This window comes from Rhizobium alarense, assembly GCF_021555155.1.
GTDB lineage: Bacteria > Pseudomonadota > Alphaproteobacteria > Rhizobiales > Rhizobiaceae > Rhizobium_D > Rhizobium_D alarense.
In genome coordinates, this window is the sequence record NZ_JAKGBU010000001.1 from 105,228 (window position 1) to 129,904 (window position 24,677).

At 62.0% G+C, this 24,677-nt stretch carries 20 protein-coding genes and 1 pseudogene; 10 read left to right on the top strand and 11 right to left on the bottom strand.

The window, feature by feature from the left end; translation table 11 throughout:
* The 7 genes from LXM94_RS00565 to LXM94_RS00595 form a co-directional block, all read left to right on the top strand.
* The coding region (locus LXM94_RS00565) for a heme-dependent oxidative N-demethylase family protein (RefSeq protein WP_235769193.1) at positions 1 to 822 on the top strand (822 nt) is incomplete at its 5' end.
* Positions 823 to 954: 132 nt separating this feature from the next.
* Complete coding sequence (locus LXM94_RS00570; RefSeq protein ID WP_235769194.1) at positions 955 to 2,406, top strand: homospermidine synthase; 1,452 nt, start codon at positions 955 to 957, stop codon at positions 2,404 to 2,406.
* 171 nt (positions 2,407 to 2,577) lie between these two features.
* Positions 2,578 to 2,949, top strand: coding sequence for a hypothetical protein (locus LXM94_RS00575; protein ID WP_235769195.1), 372 nt, complete (start codon positions 2,578 to 2,580; stop codon positions 2,947 to 2,949).
* A 221-nt stretch (positions 2,950 to 3,170) separates the two neighbouring features.
* On the top strand, positions 3,171 to 5,057 hold the full coding sequence (locus LXM94_RS00580) for a bifunctional metallophosphatase/5'-nucleotidase (protein ID WP_235769196.1): 1,887 nt from the start codon (positions 3,171 to 3,173) through the stop codon (positions 5,055 to 5,057).
* Between the two features lie 134 nt (positions 5,058 to 5,191).
* Positions 5,192 to 6,223: a ferrochelatase gene (gene hemH / locus LXM94_RS00585; protein ID WP_235769197.1), complete on the top strand. Its 1,032-nt coding sequence runs from the start codon at positions 5,192 to 5,194 to the stop codon at positions 6,221 to 6,223.
* A gap of 99 nt (positions 6,224 to 6,322) precedes the next feature.
* A complete protein-coding gene (locus tag LXM94_RS00590; protein WP_408015569.1) occupies positions 6,323 to 7,357 on the top strand; it encodes an SPFH domain-containing protein in 1,035 nt (344 codons plus the stop codon).
* 3 nt (positions 7,358 to 7,360) lie between these two features.
* Positions 7,361 to 7,819 (top strand): NfeD family protein, encoded by a 459-nt coding sequence (locus tag LXM94_RS00595; RefSeq protein ID WP_235769198.1) that lies wholly within the window; start codon positions 7,361 to 7,363, stop codon positions 7,817 to 7,819.
* On the opposite strand, the gene LXM94_RS00600 is transcribed toward LXM94_RS00595, so the two are convergent.
* Entirely contained in the window at positions 7,820 to 8,815 is a 996-nt protein-coding gene (locus LXM94_RS00600) for a KpsF/GutQ family sugar-phosphate isomerase (protein WP_235769199.1), read from the bottom strand.
* Between the two features lie 179 nt (positions 8,816 to 8,994).
* Between LXM94_RS00600 and LXM94_RS00605 the strand changes: the two genes are divergently transcribed.
* The gene (locus LXM94_RS00605; protein ID WP_235769200.1) at positions 8,995 to 10,485 is read left to right on the top strand and encodes an outer membrane beta-barrel protein; all 1,491 of its coding nucleotides are present in this window, start codon (positions 8,995 to 8,997) and stop codon (positions 10,483 to 10,485) included.
* A 7-nt stretch (positions 10,486 to 10,492) separates the two neighbouring features.
* Here the strand turns inward: LXM94_RS00605 and galU are convergent, their stop codons facing one another.
* Complete coding sequence (galU, locus tag LXM94_RS00610) at positions 10,493 to 11,380, bottom strand: UTP--glucose-1-phosphate uridylyltransferase GalU (RefSeq protein WP_235769201.1); 888 nt, start codon at positions 11,378 to 11,380, stop codon at positions 10,493 to 10,495.
* Positions 11,381 to 11,582: 202 nt separating this feature from the next.
* On the opposite strand from galU, the gene LXM94_RS00615 reads away from it, so the two are divergent.
* Positions 11,583 to 12,806: a lytic murein transglycosylase gene (locus LXM94_RS00615; protein WP_235769202.1), complete on the top strand. Its 1,224-nt coding sequence runs from the start codon at positions 11,583 to 11,585 to the stop codon at positions 12,804 to 12,806.
* Positions 12,807 to 12,953: 147 nt separating this feature from the next.
* Positions 12,954 to 14,114, top strand: a complete 1,161-nt coding sequence (locus tag LXM94_RS00620) for an SGNH/GDSL hydrolase family protein (RefSeq protein WP_235769203.1) — start codon at positions 12,954 to 12,956, stop codon at positions 14,112 to 14,114.
* Between the two features lie 51 nt (positions 14,115 to 14,165).
* Here the strand turns inward: LXM94_RS00620 and LXM94_RS00625 are convergent, their stop codons facing one another.
* The 9 genes and pseudogenes from LXM94_RS00625 to gltD all read right to left on the bottom strand — a co-directional run.
* Positions 14,166 to 15,194, bottom strand: a complete 1,029-nt coding sequence (locus LXM94_RS00625; protein ID WP_235769204.1) for a glycosyltransferase family 10 domain-containing protein — start codon at positions 15,192 to 15,194, stop codon at positions 14,166 to 14,168.
* Entirely contained in the window at positions 15,191 to 16,345 is a 1,155-nt protein-coding gene (locus tag LXM94_RS00630) for a hypothetical protein (RefSeq protein ID WP_235769205.1), read from the bottom strand. The genes LXM94_RS00625 and LXM94_RS00630 overlap by 4 nt, the downstream gene beginning before the upstream one ends.
* A gap of 194 nt (positions 16,346 to 16,539) precedes the next feature.
* Complete coding sequence (gene fcl, locus LXM94_RS00635) at positions 16,540 to 17,514, bottom strand: GDP-L-fucose synthase (protein ID WP_235769206.1); 975 nt, start codon at positions 17,512 to 17,514, stop codon at positions 16,540 to 16,542.
* An 86-nt stretch (positions 17,515 to 17,600) separates the two neighbouring features.
* Positions 17,601 to 18,725: a GDP-mannose 4,6-dehydratase gene (gene gmd, locus LXM94_RS00640; RefSeq protein WP_235769207.1), complete on the bottom strand. Its 1,125-nt coding sequence runs from the start codon at positions 18,723 to 18,725 to the stop codon at positions 17,601 to 17,603.
* 60 nt (positions 18,726 to 18,785) lie between these two features.
* Positions 18,786 to 21,605, bottom strand: coding sequence for a glycosyltransferase family protein (locus tag LXM94_RS00645; protein WP_235769208.1), 2,820 nt, complete (start codon positions 21,603 to 21,605; stop codon positions 18,786 to 18,788).
* Positions 21,606 to 21,611: 6 nt separating this feature from the next.
* A complete protein-coding gene (locus tag LXM94_RS00650; protein WP_235769209.1) occupies positions 21,612 to 22,553 on the bottom strand; it encodes an NAD(P)-dependent oxidoreductase in 942 nt (313 codons plus the stop codon).
* Complete coding sequence (locus tag LXM94_RS00655; RefSeq protein WP_235769210.1) at positions 22,553 to 23,218, bottom strand: acylneuraminate cytidylyltransferase family protein; 666 nt, start codon at positions 23,216 to 23,218, stop codon at positions 22,553 to 22,555. The genes LXM94_RS00650 and LXM94_RS00655 overlap by 1 nt, the downstream gene beginning before the upstream one ends.
* On the bottom strand, positions 23,163 to 24,155 hold the full coding sequence (locus LXM94_RS00660) for a glycosyltransferase family 2 protein (RefSeq protein WP_235769211.1): 993 nt from the start codon (positions 24,153 to 24,155) through the stop codon (positions 23,163 to 23,165). The genes LXM94_RS00655 and LXM94_RS00660 overlap by 56 nt, the downstream gene beginning before the upstream one ends.
* Before the next feature lie 282 nt (positions 24,156 to 24,437).
* A pseudogene (gene gltD / locus LXM94_RS00665) lies at positions 24,438 to 24,677 on the bottom strand (glutamate synthase); the annotation flags it as partial.

Consider the following 24,677-nt stretch of genomic DNA (forward strand, 5'->3'; position numbering starts at 1 on the left):
GCCCGCTGGATCGAGCCGGACGGGGACCTGGAACGCTACCTGCGCGAAAAGGACCGCGTGCGTTCGGCCTTTCCGGACGTGGTCTTCGCCGAAGCGCCGGACACGCGGGCGGCGCAGGGGGAAGTCCTCGCCATGCTGGCGGACCATCTGCCGCTGGCGCATCCGTCGGTCTATACGCGGGACGGCAACGCCATGCGCCTTCCCGAACGGCGCGTCGTTCTCGACGAGCCGGCGCTCCCGCCGCTGCTGCGCGCCGGTGCGCTCGTCCAGGAGGATCTCGTTCTCATACGGCGCCGCGAAACCGGCTGGCACCTCGCGGCGGGCTATGTCGCCTTCCCGTCCTCCTGGTCGCTGCCGGAGAAATTCGGCCGGCGCATGGAGGAAATCCATGCGCCCGTCCCCGGCTTCGGCGAGGGCACGCGAAATGCCATGCTGATCAACCGGATGTTCGACAATCTCAAGCCGGACCAGCCGGTCCATCGCTTCAACTGGTCGATCAACCCGGATGCCGACCTGCACTGTCCGGCATCGAAGGCGCATGGGGCGCTGCCCGGTGCGCCGTCCGTCTCGCTCGACGAGACCTTCGTGCGCGTCGAGAGGCAAACCTTGCGGCGGCTTCCCGTTTCGGGCGACATCCTGTTCACGATCCGCATCTATGCCGATCCGATCGCCGCGGTCGGCACCCTGCCGGATGCGGCAACGGTCGCTGCGACCTTCGCCGACCAGCTGGAGGCGCTCGAGCCCGCGCAGGCCCGCTACAAGGGCCTGACCGAGGCGCGCGGCGGCTTGATCGCCGGCCTGCGCGCTCTCGTGACTGCGTAAGATTATCCCGCGTGGCGCCATTGCACCCTTTATTGTGACAGGATTCTGTGCTCTAGGCCTTTCCCAATTCACGAAGGGGCCTTAAGGGCCCTTTTTTTCGACATACCGACGTCTTTCCAGGAGAGCGACGACATGGCAGACACGACCTATCCGGTTTACGGCGAAATCACCGGGCCGATCGTGATGATCGGTTTCGGTTCGATCGGACGCGGCACGCTGCCGCTGATCGAGCGCCACTTCAAATACGACAAGAGCCGGCTGGTCGTCATCGAGCCGCGCGAAGACGCTGCCGACGCGGAGATCTTCGCGCGCCACGGCGTGCGCCACGTCAAGGCACACGTCACCCGCGAAAACTACAAGGACCTGCTGAAGCCGCTCCTGACCGAAGGCGAAGGCCAGGGCTTCTGCGTCAACCTCTCGGTCGATACGTCCTCGCTCGACCTCATGAAGTTCTGCCGCAAGCTGGACGTCCTCTATATCGATACGGTCGTCGAACCGTGGCTCGGCTTCTATTTCGACAAGGGCATGAAGAATGCCGACCGGACCAACTACGCGCTTCGCGAAACGGTCCGCAAGGAGAAGGCCAAGAACCCCGGCGGCACCACCGCCGTCTCCTGCTGCGGCGCCAATCCGGGCATGGTCTCGTGGTTCGTCAAGCAGGCGCTCGTCAACCTCGCCAAGGATCTCGACCTGAAATTCGACGAGCCGTCGCAGGACGATCGCGACGGCTGGGCAAAGCTGATGAGGAAGGCCGGCGTCAAGGGCGTCCATATCGCCGAGCGCGACACGCAGCGCACGAAGAACCCGAAGCCGTTCGACACCTTCTGGAACACGTGGTCGGTCGAAGGCTTCATCTCCGAGGGCCTTCAGCCGGCAGAACTCGGCTGGGGCACCCACGAGGAATGGATGCCGAAGAATGCCAAGAAGCACAAGAAGGGCTGCCAGGCCGCGATCTATCTGGAGCAGCCCGGCGCCAACACCCGCGTGCGCACCTGGTGCCCGACGCCCGGCCCGCAATACGGCTTCCTGGTAACCCACAACGAGTCGATCTCGATCGCCGACTATTTCACGACGCGCGACAAGGACGGCGACGTCACCTTCCGCCCGACCTGCCACTATGCCTACCATCCGGCAAACGACGCCGTGCTGTCGCTGCATGAAATGTTCGGCAACGGCGGAAACCAGCAGCCGGTCCTCCACGTCCTCGACGAGAACGAACTGGTCGACGGCATCGACGAGCTGGGCGTGCTGCTCTACGGCCACGACAGGAATGCCTATTGGTACGGTTCGCGCCTGTCGCTTGAGGAGACCCGCCGCATCGCCCCCTACCAGAACGCCACCGGTCTGCAGGTGACGTCCGCGGTTCTCGCCGGCATGGTCTGGGCGATCGAAAATCCGAAGGCCGGCATCGTCGAGGCAGACGAGATGGACTACAAGCGCTGCCTCGAGGTCCAGCTTCCCTATCTCGGCCCGGTCGAGGGACACTACACGGACTGGACACCGCTCGACGGCCGCCCGGGCCTTTTCCCGGAAGACCTCGACACGAAGGACGCCTGGCAGTTCAGGAACATCCTGGTCCGCTGAGCAGCGTCGCGGCGAACATCAGGAGGCCCGCGAATTTCTCGCGGGCCTCTTGCGTTTCAATGGGATAACAGCTGTCTCGCCGGCACCGCGACTTGCTTTCACCATCTTATCGCGGCATGTTTCACTTCGAAACGACGAGAAAGTTGCGGGACGTCACGCGGGAGAAGACTAATGAAACCCCACACCCTCATCACTCTGCTATCCGTTGCCGCGGCGCTCGCGTCGTGTCAGTCCGAGCGCCGTACGCGCGATCTGCCGACGGCAGTCCAGCAGCCGCAGGGCGTCGAGGGAGCCTGGGTGGATTCGAACGGGTTGCTGTCGACCTTCAATGCCGGTCAGTTCGATACCCGCACGACGGATGGCACCAACGCCGTCATGGCGACGGGTACCTATGTGACGCAGCCGACGGGACTCGTCGAGATCAGTCTTTTCTCCAACATCACGAAGACCGCATCGCGGGCGAACTGCTCGCTGGTGACGCCGACACAGCTCAACTGCACCTCCGGGTCAGGTGCGCAGTTCTCGCTCACCCGCCGCGGCTGACCGCAGGCATAACGGCATCGCCATCAAGCCCCCTCCCGGGGGCTTATTGTTGCCGGCGGGCTTACCTCGCGCTGCAACAAAGATGAGCCCGCGACCTACCTTTTTCCTTGCAGTCGATGCGCGGTGATGAAAGCATCGCGCCGGCATCCTGCTGGCCGAAACCATACCGTTCGGCGGCCTGCCGGCCGGATGCCAGGGAACGGGTAAACAGGAGAAAGACCATGACATTCGTCCGTACCAGCCTTCTGGCGGCATCGATCCTCGCGCTGACGAGCGGAACGGCCCTCGCAGACTACGAGCTCAACATCCTGCACATCAACGACCTGCATTCCCGCATCGAATCGATCAACAAATACGACTCGACCTGCTCGGCCGAAGAGGAGAGCAAGAACGAGTGCTTCGGCGGCGTCGCGCGCCTCAAGGCCGCCATCGACGCACAGCGCCAGGCGATGGCCGGCAAGAACGTGCTGCTGCTCAATGCCGGCGACAATTTCCAGGGGTCGCTCTTTTATACGACCTACAAGGGCGCGGTGGAGGCTGAGTTCCTCAACCTGATGAAGTTCGACGCGATGACCGTCGGCAACCACGAATTCGACGACAGCGAGGATGGGCTCGCGCTCTTCCTCGACAAGGTGCAATTCCCGGTCGTCACCGCCAATGTCGCCGCCGGTGCGAGTTCCAAGCTTGGCGACCGCATCAAGCCCTTCGTGATCCTGGAGTCGGGTGGCCAGAAGGTCGGTATCGTCGGCGCGGTCGCAAATGACACGCACGAGCTTTCGTCGCCAGGGCCGAATGTGCTCATCGGCGACGACGTCGCCGACATCACTGCCGCGATCGGCGAGATCAAGAAGCAGGGTGTCGACAAGATCGTCGCGCTCACCCATGTCGGCTATCCGCGCGACCTCGCTGCCATCGCCAAGATCCCGGATGTCGATGTCGTCGTCGGTGGCCACACCAACACCTTCCTGTCGAATACCTCGGACAAGGCGGAGGGCCCATATCCGACGATGGTCGACAATCCCGGCGGCTACAAGGTGCCGGTGGTCCAGGCCGGCGCATACAGCAAGTATCTCGGCAACCTGAAGGTCGTCTTCGACGACAAGGGGGTGGTAAAGGAAGCCACCGGTGAACCGCTCCTGATCGACTCGTCGATCAAACCGGACGAAACGGTCGTTGCCCGCGTGAAGGAGCTGGGCGGCCCCATCGAGGAGTTGAAGAACAAGATCGTCGCGGAGAGTGCGGCGCCGATCGACGGTTCGCGCGAGATTTGCCGCGCCGCGGAATGCGCCATGGGCAACCTCGTGACGGATGCCATGCTCGACCGGACGAGGAGCCAGGGCGTGACGATAGCCATCACCAATGGCGGCGGCCTGCGTGCGTCGATCGACGCCGGCCCCGTATCGATGGGCGAGGTGCTCACCGTGCTGCCGTTCCAGAACACCGTCGCAACCTTCCAGCTCAAGGGGTCCGACCTTCTCGCCGCCCTCGAGAACGGCCTCAGCCAGATCGAGGAAGGCGCCGGCCGCTTCCCGCAGGTCGCCGGCATGAAGTTCTCCTTCGACAAATCGAAGCCGCCCGGCAGTCGGGTCGTTTCCGTGGACGTCAAGGAAGGCGACGGCTTCGTCAAGCTCGACGCCGCCAAAACGTACACGATCGTCTCCAACAACTACATGCGCGCGGGCGGCGATGGATACAAGATCTTCGCTTCCGCCGGCATGAATGCTTATGACTTCGGACCCGGCCTGGAGCAGGTTGTCGCAGACTATCTTGCGGCCAACAGGCCCTACAAGCCTTTCACCGAAGGCCGCATTGCGGACGTTGCAGCCGCAATGCCGGCTACCGACATGACGGCAGACGCCGGCGCGGCGAATACCGAAGCGATGCCTGCCGAGACGGCAACGACCACGGCCGGCGAAACTGCACCCGCCGCGGAAACCGCGACATCGATGGCAAGCAAGCACGTCATCGTGCGCGGCGACACGCTGTGGGATCTCGCGGAAACCGCCTACGGCGACGGGCACATGTGGCGCAAGATCTCGGAAGCCAACGGAAATCCGCGGCCCCGCGCGCTGGCGATCGGCTCGGAACTGGAGATTCCTGCCCAATAAGGACAATTTGTCTCCACTTTTCGGCCGGCCCGGGGCTTTTCCGGACCGGCTTTTCTTTTTAGAACGATTCTGAACCAAGCGGCCCATACCGCGTATAAGAACTGCGAAGAAACACCGCACGCACAGGATCGCAGATGCAGAACTCCGTTTCCCTTCCCGGCAGCCACCCAACCGTCGAATCCGGCCGGATCGGCGTGCTGCTCGTCAATCTCGGCACGCCGGACGGCACGGACTACACCTCCATGCGCCGCTACCTGAAGGAGTTCCTGACGGACAAACGCGTCATCGAGTGGCCGAGGGCGCTCTGGTATCCGATCCTGTTCGGCATCGTGCTCAACACCCGCCCGGGCAAGGTCGGCAAGGCCTACGAGACGATCTGGAACAAGGAACGGAACGAGAGTTTCCTGCGCACCTACACCCGTCGCCAGGCGGAACTCATGGCTGCGTCCATGGCCGGACATCCGAATGTCGTCGTCGACTGGGCGATGCGCTACGGACAGCCGTCGATCGCCTCCCGCCTGGAGCACCTGCAGAAGCAGGGATGCGAGCGCATCCTCGTCTTCCCGCTCTACCCGCAATATGCCGCGGCGACGACGGCAACCGTCAACGACAAGGCCTTCGAGGCGCTCCTCAAGATGCGTTGGCAGCCCGCCCTGCGCACCGTTCCCCCCTATCACGACGACCCGGCCTATATCGATGCGCTCGCGGTCTCGATCGAGAAACATGTCGCGGGCCTCGACTGGGAACCCGAGGTCGTGCTCACGTCCTTCCATGGCATTCCGAAGAGCTACTTCGACAAGGGCGATCCCTATTATTGCCAGTGCCAGAAGACCGCGCGCCTGCTGCGCGAGCGTCTCGGCTGGCGGAAGGAGAGGCTGATGGTCACCTTCCAGTCGCGCTTCGGACCGGAGGAGTGGCTGCAGCCCTACACGGACAAGACGGTCGAGAAGCTGGCGCAGGACGGCGTCAAGCGTATCGCCGTCATCAATCCCGGCTTCGTCTCCGACTGCCTGGAGACCCTGGAAGAGATCGCCGAGCAGGCGGCCGAGAGCTTCCACCACAATGGCGGCGAGCATTTCACCCACATCCCCTGTCTCAACGACAGTCCCGAGGGCATGGCGGTTCTCGAGAAGGTCGTCCGCCGGGAGCTCGCCGGCTGGCTTTGAGGCGGTGCGGCCAAAAAACCGGAGCCTGCTCAAATAGACTGGCTTTGCGGGCCGTTTTCCGTAGGTTAGGGCCGCAACGCTGGTTAAAGGGGGTCATCCATGTCTCTGGCCGGGCTGGACGTCGTCGTCATCGCGCTCGTCGTTCTTGTTATCCTGCTGATTTTCGCAGGCATCAAGACGATACCGCAGGGCTACAAATACACCGTCGAGCGCTTCGGGCGGTACACGCGCACGCTGGAGCCTGGGCTGAACCTCATCATCCCCTTCATCGACCGCATCGGCGCCAAGATGAACGTCATGGAGCAGGTTCTCGACATCCCGACCCAGGAGGTCATCACACGCGACAATGCGAGCTGCTCGGCCGACGCGGTCGCCTTCTACCAGGTGCTCAATCCGGCCCAGGCCGCCTATCAGGTGGCAGACCTCGAGAACGCCATCACCAACCTCACCATGACCAACATCCGCTCGGTCATGGGATCGATGGACCTGGACGAGCTGCTTTCCAACCGCGACAGGATCAATGATCAGTTGCTGCGGGTGGTCGACGAGGCCGCCAACCCCTGGGGTCTGAAGATCACCCGCGTCGAGATCAAGGACATCGCGCCGCCGAAGGACCTCGTCGACGCGATGGCGCGCCAGATGAAGGCGGAGCGCGAGAAGCGTGCGCAGGTGCTGGAGGCGGAGGGCTCACGCAACGCCCAGATCCTTCGCGCCGAGGGCGCTAAGCAGTCGGCCATCCTCGAGGCCGAAGGCCAGCGCGAGGCCGCGTTCCGCGACGCCGAGGCCCGCGAACGCCTCGCCGAGGCCGAAGCGACGGCGACGCGTCTGGTCTCCGAGGCAATCGCCTCCGGCAACGTCCAGGCGATCAACTATTTCGTCGCTCAGAAATACACCGAGGCAATCGCCTCTATCGGCAAGGCGACCAATGCCAAGATCGTGCTGATGCCGATGGAAGCGTCCTCGCTGATCGGCTCGCTCGGCGGCATCGGCGCCATCGCCAGGGAGGTTTTCGGCGACCAGCCGACGCCGCCTTCCGGCGGACGGGCGCGTCAGTCGACGCCGACAACGAGCACCCAGACCACGCCGGCCACGACGTTCCGCAACCCGTTCGAACCGCCGCGCGGGGAGACCTGACCGATGATCGCGCGTCTGGCCGCCGAACTCGGTCCATGGGCCTGGTGGGTTCTCGGCATCGTTCTCCTGATCCTCGAAGTGCTGATGCCGGGCGTCTTTCTCGTCTGGATCGGCCTGGCGGCGATCGTGACCGGTGCGCTGGCGCTGCTCTTCTGGGAAAGCGCGTTCTGGACCTGGCAGGTGCAGTGGCTGCTTTTCGCCGTGCTGTCGCTCGCCGCAGCGATCGGCGGGCGGCGCCTCGTCTCCGCCCGCAGCAGGGCAAGCGACGAGCCCTTCCTCAACCAGCGCGGCCAGAGCCTCGTCGGGCGCACCGCGACACTCGAACAGCCCATCCGGGAAGGACGCGGGCGAATCCGGCTCGACGACACGATGTGGAGCGTCCAGGGGCCGGATCTTCCAGCCGGCACGCGTGTCCGCATCACCCAAAGCAACGGCCGCGATCTGACGGTCGAAGCCGCCTGATCAGGCGACGCCGATCCGCAGCAGATCGTGGAAATGCACGACACCGACGGGCCGGAAAGTCTCGTCGGTGACGATCAGCGCCGAGATGTTGTGCTGGTTGAGCACGCCGAGCGCGGCTGTCGCAAGCGTCGAAGGCTTTACCGTCTTCGGCGCGCGCGTCATGATGTCCTCGACACGAAGCTCAGCGAGATTGAGCGCGAGATTGCGTGCGATGTCGCCGTCGGTGATGATGCCGATCAGGATGCCGTCGTCATTCAGGACACCGACGCAGCCGTAGCGCTTGCGCGACAGTACCATCACAGCATCCGGCATCGACGTGCCGAGCGGGACGAGCGGCATGTTCTCACCCGTGTGCATGATCTCGCTGACATGCGAAAGGCTCGCGCCAAGCTTGCCGCCGGGGTGGAAGGTCTTGAAATCCGTCGCCGTGAAGCCGCGCGCCTCGAGCAGCGACACGGCGAGCGCGTCGCCGATCGCAAGCTGCATCAGCGTCGAGGTGGTCGGCGCCAGGCCGTGCGGGCAGGCTTCCGCCGCCTTCGGCAGCAGCAGGACGACATCGGACTCCCGTGCCAGCGTCGACCGCTCGCCCGACGTTATGGAGATCAGCGGAATCGAGAACCGGCGCGAATAGGAGATGATGCCCTGCAATTCCGAGCTTTCGCCGCTCCAGGACATCGCGAGGATCACGTCGTCGCGCGTGATCATGCCGAGATCGCCATGGTTTGCTTCGACCGGATGCACGAAGAACGACGGCGTGCCCGTCGAGGCGAGCGAGGCCGCGATCTTGGCGCCGATGTGCCCCGACTTGCCGATGCCTGTGACGATGACCCGCCCGGCTATGTCCGCGATCCGGTCCACCGCCTCGCAGAAGGGTCCGCAGAGCGGCCCGTCGAGAACCGCGGAGAGCGCGGCAAGGCCTGCCTTTTCAGTCTCGATCGTCCGGATCGCAGAGGCGATCGCGCCGCCGCTTTCCACTTTCGCCTGTCTCTTGATCATGGCGCCTCGTTAGCCCTTTTGCCCGCACATGTCCATGCAGATCGGCAGCGGCGCCTCGCCGGGCGCGGCGCAACCAATCGTTAACCATGACGCTTTACGTTTGCTTAGCTATTCGGAAAGGGCGCAAGCGCGCGATGTCGCACATATCCACAGCCGTCATCCTCCGGCGGACGGGCCGGTTGCGCGCGGGAACCGCAGCGGCCCTGCTTGCCTGCCTGTGCCTAGCCGCGACCGCGACGCGCGCGCAGGAGACCGCAACCGACGACATCGATCCGAATACCGTGGAGCGGCTGCAAAATCTGGACCCGCAAACCGATACGAACGACACCACCGGTCTTTCGGCCACGACAAATGCCAATGCCGGCTCGGCCACCGGCACCGACCAGCAGACAACCGGCACGACGATGAACACAACGTCCGCCGAGCAGTCCGAGACCGAAGGCGAAGACGAGAACTTCAGCCGGGTCGCGAGCGACGGGACGCGCGAGAACATGCCGGTCCTGCGCGTCGAGGATGAGCTGCGACCGGCACTCCCGGACAATCCGTACGAGCCGCTCGGCATCCGCCTGGGAAGCTTCCTGCTGAAACCCTCGACGACACAGGGTCTGGGCTACGAGCGGACGACGACCGGCGATTCGAGCGAAAGCCGCAGCTTCTCCACCACCACATTGAAGGGCACGCTGCAGTCCGACTGGTCCCGCCACCAGTTGACCGTCGACGGCGAGGGAACCTACGAGCGCAACATTTCCGGCGAAGGACAGACGGAGCCGCGCGTCAATATCAATGCCGACCTGAGACTCGACCTCGCCGACGACATGATCGGCAACGTGACGGCGGGCTACACCTTCGAGCGGGAGGACTCGACCGATCCCAACGCGGTCAGCAACGCCAGTGTCCAGTCCGACGTGCATACCTTCACCGCCGGGGCCCGCCTCGAACGGGATTTCGGCGCGATCCGCGGGACGGTGGCACTCGACGGCACGCGCGAGATCTACGGCGACGCCGAACTGTCGGACGGATCGAGCCTGTCGCTCTCAGACCGCGACCGCATGGAGGGGCGCCTGACGGCGCGCGTCGGCTACGAGCTGTCGCCGGCCCTCATCCCGTTCCTCGAATCCTATGTCGGCCGCTCGGTCTATGACGAGGAGCGCGATTCGGCCGGCTACGCGCGGTCCTCCGACAGCTACGGGCTCAGGCTCGGCGCTGCGGTCGACCTCGGCGAGAAGCTCAGCGGCGAGCTTGGGGTCGGTTACGAGCGTGCCAAGTTCGACGATTCGCGCCTGAAGGAACTGGACACGGTGACCGTGGACGGCTCGCTCAACTGGTCGCCACAGCGCGGCACCGACGTCACCCTCGGACTGACGACCTCCATCGAGCCGTCGACGACCGCCGGCCAGAGTGGATACGTCTCCTACGGGACGAATGCCCGCATCGCACATATGCTGCGCGACAATCTCGTGGCGAGCCTCCGGGGAACATACGAGCGTCGCGATTTCAAGACGTCGGCAATCGACGACCAGAACGTCTACCTGGTCGGCACCGGCCTCGAATGGAGCATCAACCGGACCCTGGCGATGACGGGCGATCTCTCCTACGAGCGGACGACCCAGTCCGGCAGCCCCGACACCGGCGTCACACGCGCCGGCATCGGCCTTGTCATGCGCCGCTAGCGCGGCCTCACTTGAATCGCGAGACGATCTTGCGCAGCGGTTCCTCGACCACCGGCCTTATATCCGCCCTTTCGAGGGCAAAGGCGACGTTGGCCAGGATGAAGCCGTCCTTGGCGCCGCAATCGTAGGTCTCGCCGCGGAAATGGTAGGCGGCGAAGGGCTGCGTGCCGGAGAGCTTGACCATCGCGTCGGTCAGCTGGATCTCGTTGCCCGCGCCGCGCTCCTGCGTCGCGAGGATCGGGAAGATTTCCGGCTGCAGGATGTAGCGGCCGTTGATGAAGAAGTTCGAGGGCGCCGTGCCGGGTGCCGGCTTCTCCACCATCCTGGTGATCCGGAACCCCTCGCCGATCGCCTCGCCGACGCCGACGATACCGTATTTGTGCGCCTGGTCCGGCGCGCATTCCTCGACCGCGATGATATTGGCGCCGCTCTCCGAGTGGAGCTCCACCATGCCCTTCATGCAGCCCTTGTCCGACTTCATGATCATGTCCGGAAGCAAAAGGGCGAAGGGTTCGTCGCCGACAAGTTCGCGCGCGCACCATACCGCATGCCCAAGGCCGAGCGGCTCCTGCTGGCGCGTGAAACTGGTGCTGCCGGCCACCGGCAGGATGCTCTCGAGCAGGCTCAACTCGGCGGTCTTGTTGCGCTGGCGAAGGGTCTGTTCGAGCTCCACCTGGATGTCGAAATAGTCCTCGATCACCGCCTTCGAGCGGCCGGTCACGAAGATCAGGTGTTCGATGCCCGCGTCGAGCGCCTCGTCGACGACATACTGGATCACCGGCTTGTCGACGACCGTCAACATCTCCTTGGGAACCGCCTTCGTCGCAGGCAGGAACCGCGTCCCCAGACCTGCAACAGGAAATACCGCCTTACGTACCTTGCGAACCGATGACATCTTTCACCTCGATCTGCCGCCGCAATCATTGGGCGGTCCGTTGTGCCGCATTAAATTCAAAATGCTATTTTTTTGCAAAGAGAGACGAAACCAGCGGATCATGGTAAAGACTTTGTTGACTTCGGCTTTGTAAACTGCGCGTTCACCGGACGAATAACCTTGTCCGTAGAGGCAGACTCACAGTTCACGGAAACGACGATCGATGTCCAAGGATAGGAAATCCATACTCTCCCGCACCGCTCTCGCCCTCCTTGTTTCCGCGACGCTGATGGCTTCGGCCACCGCGGCGCGTGCCGACGCCGGCTTCCAGCAGTGGATCGCGGACTTCTATGCGACGGCGGCGAAGAACGGTATCAGCAAGTCGACCTATCAGAAGGCGTTTTCCGGCGTCAAGACGCCGGACCCGGCCGTTCTCGAAAAGGCTGCCTATCAGCCTGAATTCAAGCACAAGGTCTGGGACTATCTCGACTCACGCGTGAACCCCTACACGGTCCGCATCGGTCAGGATATGGCGAAAAAGCACGGCCGCACCCTCGCTGCACTCGAACGCCACTTCGGCGTCGACCGCCACATCCTGCTTGCGATCTGGTCGATGGAATCGAACTACGGTGCCGTGCTCGCGAAGGACGACCGGCTGCACTACGTGCCGCGCGCGCTCGCGACGCTCGCCTACGCGGACAAGAAGCGCGCGAAATTCGCGCGGACCCAGCTCATCGCCGCCCTCAAGATCCTCCAGAAGGGCGACATTTCCGCCTCCGAGATGACGGGGTCCTGGGCGGGCGCCATGGGCCATACCCAATTCATCCCGACGAGCTACCTCATCTATGCGATCGATGCGGACGGCAATGGGCACCGCGACATCTGGAACTCCGTCCCGGATGCACTCGCGACCGCAGCCAACCTTCTGCATAAGAACGGCTGGCAGTCGGGCAAGACCTGGGGCTACGAGATCGTCGTGCCGAAGGGCGGCAGCCAGTACGACGGGCAGACCAAGACGCTCGGCGAATGGGCGAAGCTCGGCTTCGTGCGCCCGGGGGGTGGCGGTTTCAAATATTCGAAGGACCGCGCCGAGCTGAAGCTGCCGGCCGGCGGCAACGCCCCGGGCTTCCTGATGACGCGAAACTTTTTCGTCATCAAGCGGTACAACGCGTCGGACTCCTATGCGATGGGCGTCGGCATGCTGGCCGACCAGCTCGCCGGATATGGCGGCGTTAAGCAGCGATGGCCGCGCCCGGACGGTGCACTCGACATCACCGAGAAGTTCGAGCTGCAGACCCGCCTCAAGGAACTCGGCTACTACGAGGGCGAGGTCGACGGCAATTTCGGCTCCGGCTCGAAGGCGGCGATCGAGGCCTTCCAGAACCGCATGGGCCTCGCCGCCGACGGCCAGCCGAGCCAGACATTGCTCAACGCGCTCCGCCGCTGACGCCCGCGACCCGCGACCCGAACAAGGGAGCGCCATTGGCGCTCCCTTGTTGTTTCATTGACCGGTGTCCTGATCGGTCTATTCTTGGCGCCATCTTGCCGCCACGCCGGTATCGGACACTCACAACGTCATCGGAGCACGAACTACATGATGTGGCTTGTCCGCGGTCTCCTCCTGGGTCTGGCGCTCGCGATCGCCGCCGTGCCGCTCGATGCCGCCTTCCATGCCGCGGACGCCCAGGAGCGCGTACAACGCAAATCCATCCTGCAGCTGCTTTTCGGCGGCGGCAAGCGCGAGGTTCGTGAACCGAAGGTCAAGAAGCAGATCCGGCGAAAGCCGCGCAAGAAGGTGTCGACCGCGGCGCGCAAGGCGGCACAGCCTGCAGCTGTGGTGGTCGAGAAGGCACCGGACGCAAGGCGCATTCTCGTCGTCGGCGATTTCATGGCCGGCGGCATCGGTGACGGGCTGACGGAAGCCTTCTCGACGCTTCCCGGAATAGTGGTCGAAAGCCGGACCAACGGGTCCTCGGGCATCGTTCGGACGGACTACTACGATTGGCCGGCAGAACTGCCCGCGATGATCGCCGAGGTCAAGCCGGCCCTCGTCGTCCTGTCCCTCGGGGCGAACGACCGCCAGCAGATGCGGTTCGACGCCGGGACGCGGGCCGACTTCCGCACGGAAGCCTGGACGCGGGAATATGTGTCGCGCGTCGAGCGCCTGGCGGCGATGGTCGCCTCCGGCAGCAACACGCCGCTTCTCTGGGTCGGTTTGCCCCCCTTCCAGTCCTCGTCCATGACGGCGGACATGATCACCTTCAACACGCTCTATCGCGCCGGCGTCGAAAAGGCGGGCGGGACCTTTGTCGACATCTGGGAAGGTTTCGTCGACGAGAACGGGAGATTCGTCGTGACGGGGTCCGACATCAACGGTCAACAAGTCCGCCTTCGCGGCTCGGACGGCATCAATTTCACCAAGGCGGGCAAGCGCAAGCTTGCCTTCTATGTGGAGAAGGAGATCCGTCGCCTGCTCGGCGGAGCGGCACTGGCCGCCGGCCCGTTGGGAACGGCCGAGCAGCTCGAAGGCGCGGCCGTCGCGGTTTCCCTCAGGCCCGAGGATATAAAGACCACGCTGCCGATAAGCCTCGTCGATCCGGAGCTTGACGGCGGAACGCTGCTCCTCGGCGGCTCGCTGCCTGAAAAGGGAAGCGGCCGGACGCCGCGCGAGCAGCTTGTGGAAAAGGGTGAAACGGCAACGGCCCCGCAGGGCCGCGTCGACTTCTACCGGCTGCCGGAACCCGCCACCCGCTGAAACGAGGATCGTTTCGAAGCGAGCACAGGGTGACAGGCGGCTGTTTCCCCGTCAGCTGCGGAGCACCGTCGCAAACTCCTGCACCAACGCTTCCGCCAGCCTGTCGAGCTCCGCCTCGACGTTTGCCTTGTCGCGGAAGAGCCGGGCCAGATGCGCCTGGACCAGAGCGTAGTCGTCCAGCATGGCATCCGAAACGGGTTGCGTCGCGTCGAAATACGGTTTCGCCGGCACGGGCGAACGATAGAGGTTCACCCAGCCTCCCTTTGCGACGAGACGGTGTACATCATGCCGGGGCGTGGCAAAGTAGAGCGGTACGCCACCAACGGCAAAGGCGTCGAAGATTTTCTCCGAAACATAATTGGGCTGATGCGTGTTCTCGAGTGCCGAGACATAGCGGCACCTGAGGTCGAGCAGCGCGAGTTTGTCGGCATGCCAGTCTTCAAGCTCGGTGCGCATCGGACCGTCCGACCATCCTCGTCCCGCACGAAGCACGGAAGGAGCATCGCAGTTCGAAGCAAGATCCGACCGGAAGACGCTCAAGCCCCAGACCCGCTCCTTTGGAAAGGCCGGGGCGAATTCGTCGCTGTGTCGTTTGGCGCCGACAAAGGCCACGTCATAGGCCGCGGCCTTGAACTGGGCTCGCCAGTGCTCAGTCGACCAGCCGGCATTGCGATCAAAGAGCGCGCGATAGCGCGCGATATAGCCCGGATCGGTCAGCAGGAAATAGGGAATTCGCCCGGAGTCATATATGCCTGATGTGTGATGATTGAGCACGATATAGGGCAATCCGTGCAAACCCGTCTCGTGTGTCCGGTGGCGCGTAAAGGGATCGCTGTTCCAGCAGGTATCCCAGAACGGCTCCTCGGAGAGAAGAACGAGCCGAAGGCGCGGGTTGACGGCCAACATCTGCGTCAACTGCACCTCGTGCAGCGTCAGATCCTTGCTGTGGCTGAAGAGAACGATCTGCGCGTCGCCGATCCGGTCTACAGGCACCACCTGCCCCGCAAGCCGCTGCGCGATCGGCAGATAAGCGAGCGGCTGGCGGTTTCGATAGGAACCGAACGAAAAGATCCTGATCATGAGGACTTGCCACCCGCCGGAGCCGTTACACCGAGGGCGGCCAGCCGCTTCAAGGCGCGTTCGGCCTCCAGCTTCGCGGTATCACGCGCCTTTGTATCCCCGGCAAGCGCTGCCGCCTTGGCCTCCGCGACATGGCGACGCCAGGTTTCGAGTGCGATTTCCTGCGTGAAGCGTCGAACCATGTACCCCATCTGCTCGGAGAACAGGCAGGGCGCTTCCATGAGATGTGCGTTTCCGTCGTCCGAATAACCTGACCAATCGGGCGTCAGATCCTCAATCGTGATATCGGACCTGCGGTCGGCAAGCGCCCGGTTTCCCTGTATAAAACGACCTTGTACTTCCTCCGCCAGAGCACGGCCAAGTTTCAGACCCTCGTCGCCGGGCATGCTGCCCAGGAAGAGGTCGGGTACATCCTGGATGGCAAGTGCCTCCAAGCCGCGCTTCACGCTGTTCGAAAGCGCGATGGCCCGCCAATCGAGTTCGGGCACCCTTGCCTCGAAGGCGGACAGAGATTTACCATTGATGTGCAGTTCCTCAATTAGGAACTCGGTCAGACTGGGATAGAGACGGAAGGGGACGAGCCTCAGGTTCTGTGCTCCGAAGACTTCCTCCCAGGGAGCGATGCCGCGATCGTAATTGTAGAAACTGTCGGTACTGGAAATGCTTTTGCGGGTCAGTTCCGCTCGGGTGACCACCTTGCCGGCCCGCGCCTGCTGGGATGCAAGCGCCATCACCAGGTCGAGCTGTGGCCTGAGGTGCAGATAAACCGTGACGTCATTGAACAGCGGCGTGAGAAGTTCGTACAGACGCCGCACCATCCCAACAGTGTTGACGGCCGTAAAGATATCCTCGCTCGACATGACCCAGGTCTTCACGCCGGGATTGTCCTTGATCTCCTTGCGCATGGCTGCGTCCAGATCCTTACGGAACTGCTCATGCTGTTTCGGGTTCGTCACGCCAAGGCCGACAAGGCTCGCATGCGGCTTGTCGGTTTCGCTTGCGTAGGCAACGAGTTTTCGATGGTTCTTCGCCCCCGGTGCGATTGCATAGCCGACACCCTGCGCCATAAGGCCATCGCGATTGGACGAACACCAGGCCTGGAACGCAGCAGCATCGGTGCGCGGCGTACCGATGTGAAGGGCGAGTTTCATGTCGTGAACGTCTCCATGGTTGGCAGGCAGATGCCCGAGGCGGTATTTTGCCCGCAATCGCACCGCGTGCCTCTTGATGCGGCTGGTCGCGCGGTGCGATCACTTTCATTTCGCGGAGCTGGCTGTCAAGCTGTGGCGTCAAGATCGTGGAACAAGTCCGGAACCGCCCTGAAGCTGCTTGCGCACCGGCCTGATCAGGCGCGCAAGGTATCTCCTTGGTCGAGGAACCATCTGTATGTCCGCGCGAGGCCATCGCGCAACGAAATCTGCGCGCGCCACCCCATTGTGGCAAGCCGAGACACATCCATGAGCTTTCGCGGCGCGCCGTCGGGTTTTGCCGAATCATAAAGGATCTGGCCGCCAAAGCCCGTGATATCCGCGACAAGAGCAGCGAGCTCGGCGATCGTTACATCAGTGCCGGTCCCGACATTGATATGGCTCAGCATCGGGTTCGTTCGAGCATCATAGTCGGATTTCGGGAGATCCAGCACGAAAAGGCTGGCGGCCGCCATGTCGTCTACATACAGGAACTCACGGCGCGGCGTGCCGCTGCCCCAGATCGTAATCGCGTCCGCCCCCTGTCGTGCGGCCTCGTGAAACCGGCGCAACAGTGCCGGCACCACATGCGAATTCTCGACGCTGAAATTGTCGCCAGGTCCATAGAGGTTTGTCGGCATGACGGAGCGATAGTCCGTTCCGTATTGGCGATTGTAGCTCTCGCACAGCTTAATCCCCGCAATTTTTGCAATTGCGTAGGGTTCATTGGTCGGTTCGAGTTTACCGGTGAGCAACGCCTCTTCCGTCATCGGCTGCTCTGCGAGCCGTGGATAGATGCAGGACGAGCCGAGTTGCAAGAGCCGCCGCACGCCGGCAGCGTAAGCCTGATGGATCACGTTGCATTCAATCATCAGGTTTTCGTAGATGAATTCGGCCGGATAGGTGTTGTTCGCATGGATCCCGCCGACTTTGGCAGCGGCAAGAATGACGGTATCCGGCTGCTCCGCCTGCAAGAACTCCCGCACTGCACCTTGGTCAGTCAGATCGAGTTCCGCATGGGTGCGCGTCAAAAGGATCAGATCTTGGCCAAACGACTGTCTCTGCTGCAGTTTGCGCATTATTGCGGCACCGACCATACCGCGATGCCCAGCGACAAAGATCTTCTTAGACAAGGTCCGCTCCTTCCACACCGTGAGTCAAAGCAATCCCATCAAACTCACGGCTCGCACACGTTTTTCCCGGCTGATCTCTGTAAAACCTATCGCCCCTCAAGTGCCACCGGCATCTCCAGACCGTGCGCCTTCAGGAAAGCGTGGCGTTTTGCTGCCTGAAGGTCGGCCGCGACCATCTCGGCGCACATTTCCTGAGCCGTGATTTCGGGGACCCAGCCGAGCTTTTCCTTGGCTTTCGTCGGGTCACCGAGCAAAGTCTCGACTTCCGCCGGGCGAAAATAGCGCGGATCGATGCGCATGATCACGTCCCCCGCCTTAACCGCGGGTGCATCATTGCTGACGACCTCCTCCGCGATCGCCACTTCCTCAATACCCTCGCCCTCGAAACGCAGGATGATTCCCAGTTCACGGGCGGACCAGACAATGAATTGACGGACCGAATATTGTACGCCGGTTGCAATCACGAAGTCATCTGGCGCGTCCTGCTGCAGCATGAGCCACTGCATGCGGACATAGTCCTTGGCATGACCCCAGTCACGCAGGCTGTCGATATTGCCCATGAACAGGCAGCGTTCCAATCCTTGCGCGATATTTGCCAGGCCACGCGTGATCTTCCGGGTCACAAAGGTTTCGCCGCGGCGCGGGCTTTCGTGATTGAACAGGATACCATTGCACGCATAGATTCCGTAGGCCTCGCGATAATTGACCGCGATCCAGTAGGCATAGAGCTTTGCGACGGCATACGGCGAGCGCGGATGGAACGGCGTCGTCTCTCGCTGCGGCGTCTCCCGCACGAGTCCGTAGAGTTCTGACGTCGAAGCCTGGTAAAATCGCGTCTTGTTCTCAAGCTTCAGGAAGCGAATGGCCTCCAGCAGGCGCAAGGTGCCGATCGCGTCAACATCGGCAGTGTATTCCGGTGCCTCGAAGCTGACCGCGACATGCGATTGCGCTCCGAGATTGTAGACCTCGTCAGGCTGCACTTCCGCAAGGATGCGCGTGAGATTGGAACTGTCCGTCAAGTCGCCGTAGTGCAGACGGAAGTGCGCATCGCCGATGTGCGGATCTTCATAGATGTGATCGACGCGTTGGGTATTAAAAGACGACGCACGGCGTTTGATTCCATGCACTTCGTAACCCTTCTCGAGCAGCAGTTCCGCGAGATAGGAACCGTCCTGGCCTGTCACACCGGTAATCAGTGCTTTCTTTTTCATGTCAATCCTCGGCGGCCGACAGCCGATTTTAGGGTTGGGCGCTCGCCGTCTACGAACAGATCAGAGCGCGATATCGGCGGGGGGCTTGCTCAGCTGCAACGCGCTGTCGAAATGCTTAGAAATTTTCAGGAAATGCGCTTTGACCTGATTGTGGTCCGGCAGGGCATCCAATGCGATATAAATCGCCTCCTGCGTCAACAGGTCAGCAACTCTGGCGTCGTTTCTTTCAGCCGTCAGAATTCGCGATGCAAGCGATGTCAGGAAACGTTCACAGACTCCGATATCCGCCATCGGCGCAGAGCGAACCAACTCTGAAAGTCCCGCAATCGTGACTTGGTGCACAGGTCGATTCGCAATGCGCACGACCGCCCCTCGATCGCATTCGAGACGACGGGCATAGTCATGCAATGCGACAAAGTTTGACCGCAAGGCTTCAATTTCGGTACCGGTTGCGAAATCCTCTGACTTGTCTGCACGAAGCGACACGGTGGAAGCCATCATCTCTACCAACCGACCCCAAGAATTTTCTCTGATATAATCGGTACACGCCCTTTCGACGCGTGCGCAATAGGTCGCATAATTCTCCGTGACCTGGCGAACCGCTGTGGCAATCGCCTGCGCGTCGGCCTCACAAGCGACCCCGATTCCGTGTTCAACGACAAAATCGGCGAGCCATGTACCGGTCACGACCACGGCGGGTTTTCCAAGTATCATCGCATCGATGAGAATGCCGGACGTTCGCCGTCGAAAAGCCTCACCGGAATACGGAATGACAACAACATCGGCATCGGACAACATACCGACAAATTCGTCGTCGCTAAGCGGTCCGTCCAAAATTTCCAGACTGCCCTTGTCCAGCTCCGAAAATTTCTTCGCGATCTCCCAGCCGGAGACCTTGTCGATATTGGCCCGCAGCACAACCTGTGCCTCTAGATCCTTGGCAACAGCGATGCTGGCGTCCAAGGCGATCATATAGCCCTTCTCCTGGCGGGCACCGCCCGGGAAGACGACGCGCCACGGATTTTTACTTTCCGCACGGTCGAGGCGGGCATACGAAACTATGCGTCGCGCTGCGTCGATATCAGAAAACGCAGTACTTGGATGAGGTAAGACCGGTATGGCGACATTCCAATCTCGTTGATACTCGTGAGAAATCTGCGGGGTCGAGTGGGTTACCCGCACCTGGCGCCCTTGCGCCAGCCTTGCGATGGTCGGGCGCCACGATGAGGAGTACGAGGATTCGTTCTGGTCGAAATTGTAGCACCAGAACAAGTTAACGACCGCACGGAAACGGGGCCGATAGGTCAGAAGGTGCTCAACAACCTCCGCGATTTCCGGACTGCCAATGTAACAGAACACACAAACATGCTCGTCTTGGAAGGACTTCTCCACTTGGACAAGGCCCGCTTCCAGCTCGCGCGCGAAGGTCAGAACGTCCAAACGGTTCGCAGGTGACTTGTTGCCTATCGTCCAACTGTGAACTCCAAAAATTGGCACGAAGAGATCGGCACTGGAGGGGCGGAACTCTGATTTGAGCTCCCTTCGACACAGCAGAGCAAAAGAAGCTCCGTGGTCTCTTGCGGCAGAGCCCAGTCGCTTATCATATGCAAGGAAATGCCCCCAATCGCTCGTCGCGTCCGGATCGAGCATTGCGATGCATCGAAGAACCTCCCCTTCTGTCGGCGGGGTTATGAAGCGGTGGTGCAACGCCGGTATCAGCGATGGCGTCAATGTGACGACGCGCCGTCCCTTCCGTTCGATTGCGCTCAACACCACTTCGAGATCACGGCAGTGATCGAGATAATAATCGTTGTAGTCGATTTCGAAGAAGGCCGGATGCGCCGCTCTGATATCGGCCATTTCTCCGTGAAACTGCACCGCCCGATCATGTGCCCAGAAGAAGGAGTCATCGAGCAGTTTTCGCCCATCGCAGCCGACGATACAGATTTCCGACGCAATTGTTGCAGCGAGCGGCAACAACAGCAGCGTCAGCACGTTTGGGTAAGGCCTGACATGGAAATCGATGGAGAGATCGATCGCGGCTCCGTCTCCCTTAACGAAGGGAACGGCGACTAGACGCTCCTTTAGCTCCGCCGGCAAAAATGCGTCGTATATCGGATAGTCGCGGAGAGGACATAACAGCCACGCTCCAGTATGGCGCATCGCGTCAACCAGGTGCGACCGAAACGTGGCTGCATATTTCGAACACCCTGCATGATAGATCGGATCAGCGGCACAGATGATCTTTGGCTTGAGGCGAGCCAATGCTCCCGCGTTCTTCACAATGGAGTTCGAGACGATACAAATCCCGTCTTCAAAGTTGTTTGCTTGAACGAACTCGCTAAAGCTTGGTCCCGTGCCGAAAACATATGCCTTGCTGTGTGCGCCGACATCTTTCAACAAGGCCGCCATCTTGTGACGGTTCAATTCTTCAAGCCGATTGGGATCGTGAAGTCGATTGAGGCTTGCCCACAGGTAGAAAGACCCCTCCATGCGCGTCCGCAGCGCATCGACGCGATACAATCCGCCGCTTTTGCGGAATGCGTCGACAGAGCGCGCAAGCGCGACGGGCATTCCGGTTTCGACGCGTGTGTCCCAAATAAGCAAGATGTCACGGACAACATCCGCGTCGATAATTCGGCGCTGTAGTTCATCCTCCGCAACTATTGAAACGCGTTCTGTCAAGCGCGGAACAAGAATCTTCAATCCCGGATCCATGAAATCCGGGACGCTCACCTGATCCGTAAGCATCTTGTTGCCGCAAAGAACAATTTCATCGATGCTTTCCAGCCCTGCCTGAAAGTACCAGGAGAGCCGAGAGATCAGATTATCGGCATCTACTTTCTGCGTGATAGCGGGATAGATGTAGACCCGAGGCATCAGGTCTCAATCCGCGCCGGGGCCAAAAAACCCCGCCAACCGGTCAATCGCAGTGTGGCTGGCGCGAATGACGGCGTCGATGGAATTCGATCCGTTGTGTGTTCCGAGGATGCACCGTTCCATCTCACGCAACGGGCTGCCCTCAGGCAAAGGCTCGACTTCAAACACGTCCAGCGCCGCGGAGTAGACGTGCCCGGACTGAAGCGCTGCAATTAACGCCGCCTCATCGATCAGCGGACCCCGTGCCACGTTCACGATACGTATGCCCGCTTTGCAGCGCGCCAGAACGCCGGCATCGAGCATGTGATGATTGTGCTTGTTGAGTGAGCAAGTAAAGACCAGGAAGTCAACATCCTCAACGCCGTTCGGCCAGACCGCGCGCTCAAGGCCCGCAATGCCTGCGTCGCCTTCGACGCCTGGATCGTAGGCAATCACTTTCATCCCGAGCGCCTGCAAGCGGGTCACGGTGTTCCTGCCGATGTCGCCGAGGCCGACAACCCCGACGCGGCGACCGAGCAGGCTGATGCCGGCCGGCTTCAACCACTGGCCAGCCCGCACGCCGCGATCGATGTAGAAAAGCTCACGCGCCAAGCTGATGACGAAGGCTGTGGCGACGTCGGCAACTTCGGTGCCGAACATCATCGGCGTGTTGATGATCGGAATGCCGAGATCCTTGCAGGCGACGAAATCGACATTGTCGACGCCAATGCCCCATTTGACTGCTGCGCGCAGACGCCCGGCCTTGCCGGCTTCGAAGACCGAGCGAGTCGCCGGGTCGTCGCCGATGATCCAGCCGTCATAGCCGGGCAGCAGCGCACGCAACTCGTCCTCGCTCAGTATCTGCGTGACCTTGGCCGGATGCAGCCTGAGCCCACGCTCGGCCGCGTAGTCCATGAAACGGCCGATCTGGCCCAGCATCGGCGGGCAGCTTACCATGACATCCTTCATCACACGGCCTCCCGCCAGCTGTCGCGCGTGGCGGCAACGGCTTCCGCGATCGCCCAGTCCTCCGGCGTGTCGATGTCCACGGCCTCCATCTTGCTCATCTCATGCAAGAGAGGCTTGCGGCCGATACGCGCGTTGGAACCGGCAAAGCTGTCGCGCGAGAAGATGTAGAGGTTGGAATTCTCCTCGAACCAAGGTTCGAGATCCTGGGTCTGGATGAGGTTGTCCGGGTCGTGATTGACCGGGCTCGCGTCAGCCCGGTAGAAGCGCGTCTGGATCTTGTTGACCGTGAAGAGCGAATCGGCACCGCCGCTCGCGACACCCTCCCGGTAGCGCCCGAGCGCGTCACGGATCGTCTCGGCGCGCAGCATCGGATTGGTGGTGTGCGTCATCAGGTAGGTTTCCGCCGGGACCGCCGCGATATCGTCCGCCAGAATGAGATTCATGGATACCGTGTCGCCGCATAGATGTGGCTTGCGATCACGAATGCGCACCCGCCCGCCCTCTACCAGGCCGCTCTCGGCAAGGATGGCCCTGGCATCGGTATTGATCACGACCTCGTCGATCTCGTCGAGCGCGAGAAGCGCATCGAGAATCCAGCGGTAAAGCGGCTTACCGTGGAGCGGTCGGAAATTCTTGCCCTTGACCCTCTGGCTGTTGGCCTTCATGGGGAGGAGTGCGATGCAACGGCCTGAGCCAATCATCTTTAATGGCCTTCTCATTGACTTGGGGATAGAAGAACCGCTCCTTCGCGTGCTGCGACAGGCGGCGATGTTCGTGGTTGCCCTTGTAGGATCCCGTGAACTGGTTCCAGCGGTAGCGCAGCATATCGCCGCGGCTGGTGGAACTGATCCGGTTACGAGTTGCCGACCGCCAGTCATCGAGCACGCTCGTCACCAGGTAGCGCAGGACGTCGAGCCGGGAAAGATGGACCTCCGGCATTATGCTGCGCAACGCCAGCGCTTCGCGCTCGAAGCGGCGGCGAACCTGGGCCCAGCTCTCCTGATGATGGTGGAAGACGGGCGCTTCTGCCACATAGCCGACCCGGTGGCCGGCCGCGACCAAGCGCTTTGCCAGATCCATGTCTTCGAGACCCGTGAGACCCTCGTCGAAGGGATTGTCCTCCCACACTCTGCGAAGCAGCGCGGAGTTGGCGTTGTTGCAGAAGAAGCCTTCCTGCGGAACGGCGGAGACGGCAGGAAAGTACTTCGCGAAAATCCGCCGCTCGCTGTAATTGCTGTCGTCGTCGCCGATCTGCCGGCCATAGGTATAGGCGACCTCGCCGTCCAGGACAGGCTGGCAAAGGGCTTGCAGCCAGTTGTCATCAACGGGCACGCAGTGCCCGGAGATGAAGACGAGGATATCCCCGGAACTGACGGCGCAGCCGCGGTTGAGCGACCGACCGAAAGAGAACTCTGACTTCAGAATATGGGTAATCTTGCAGCCGCGACGCTGGGCGATCGCGACCGTGCCATCGGTCGAGCCGGAATCGACCAGAACCGTCTCGACCTCGTGCCCCTCTGTCTTCTGACGGGCGATCATGAGAAGGAGATCGTCGAGATGACGCGCTTCGTTCAATGTCCGAATAACAATACTGATGCGCATGTAAAATCCCGTGCCGTCCCGGTGGCTTCGGAAACGATGCTTCCGACCCCATCGTCGCGTCGTTTGATAACGGCATGCCGTCGCAATGTCCAGCAACACGGGCATTGCCCGGGCAAATACCCCAAGGATTGCGACTCGAATGCTACAACCTGCCAGACGTGGTCGGTGCAATCATGCATCGGCGCACCGACACATCTGACGATTCTCTAGTGTGCGGCGAAAGATCGGCCTCTATGACGAGCCAGGCGCACGAGCGCCTGCATCACTCTCCAACCCGCCGAATCAGCGTGGCAGCGTCGTCGTTCCCATCAGCGCCTCGTCGACCGCACGGGCGGCCTGGCGGCCTTCGCGAATCGCCCAGACGACGAGCGACTGGCCGCGGCGGACGTCGCCGGCTGTCCAGAGCTTGTCGACGGATGTCTTGTAATCCCGGTCGTTGGCGATGACGTTCGACGAGCCGCGCTTGTCGGTGTTGATCGTCAGCCGCTCGCCGAGATCCTTCAGCACGCCGTCCGTGAAGGG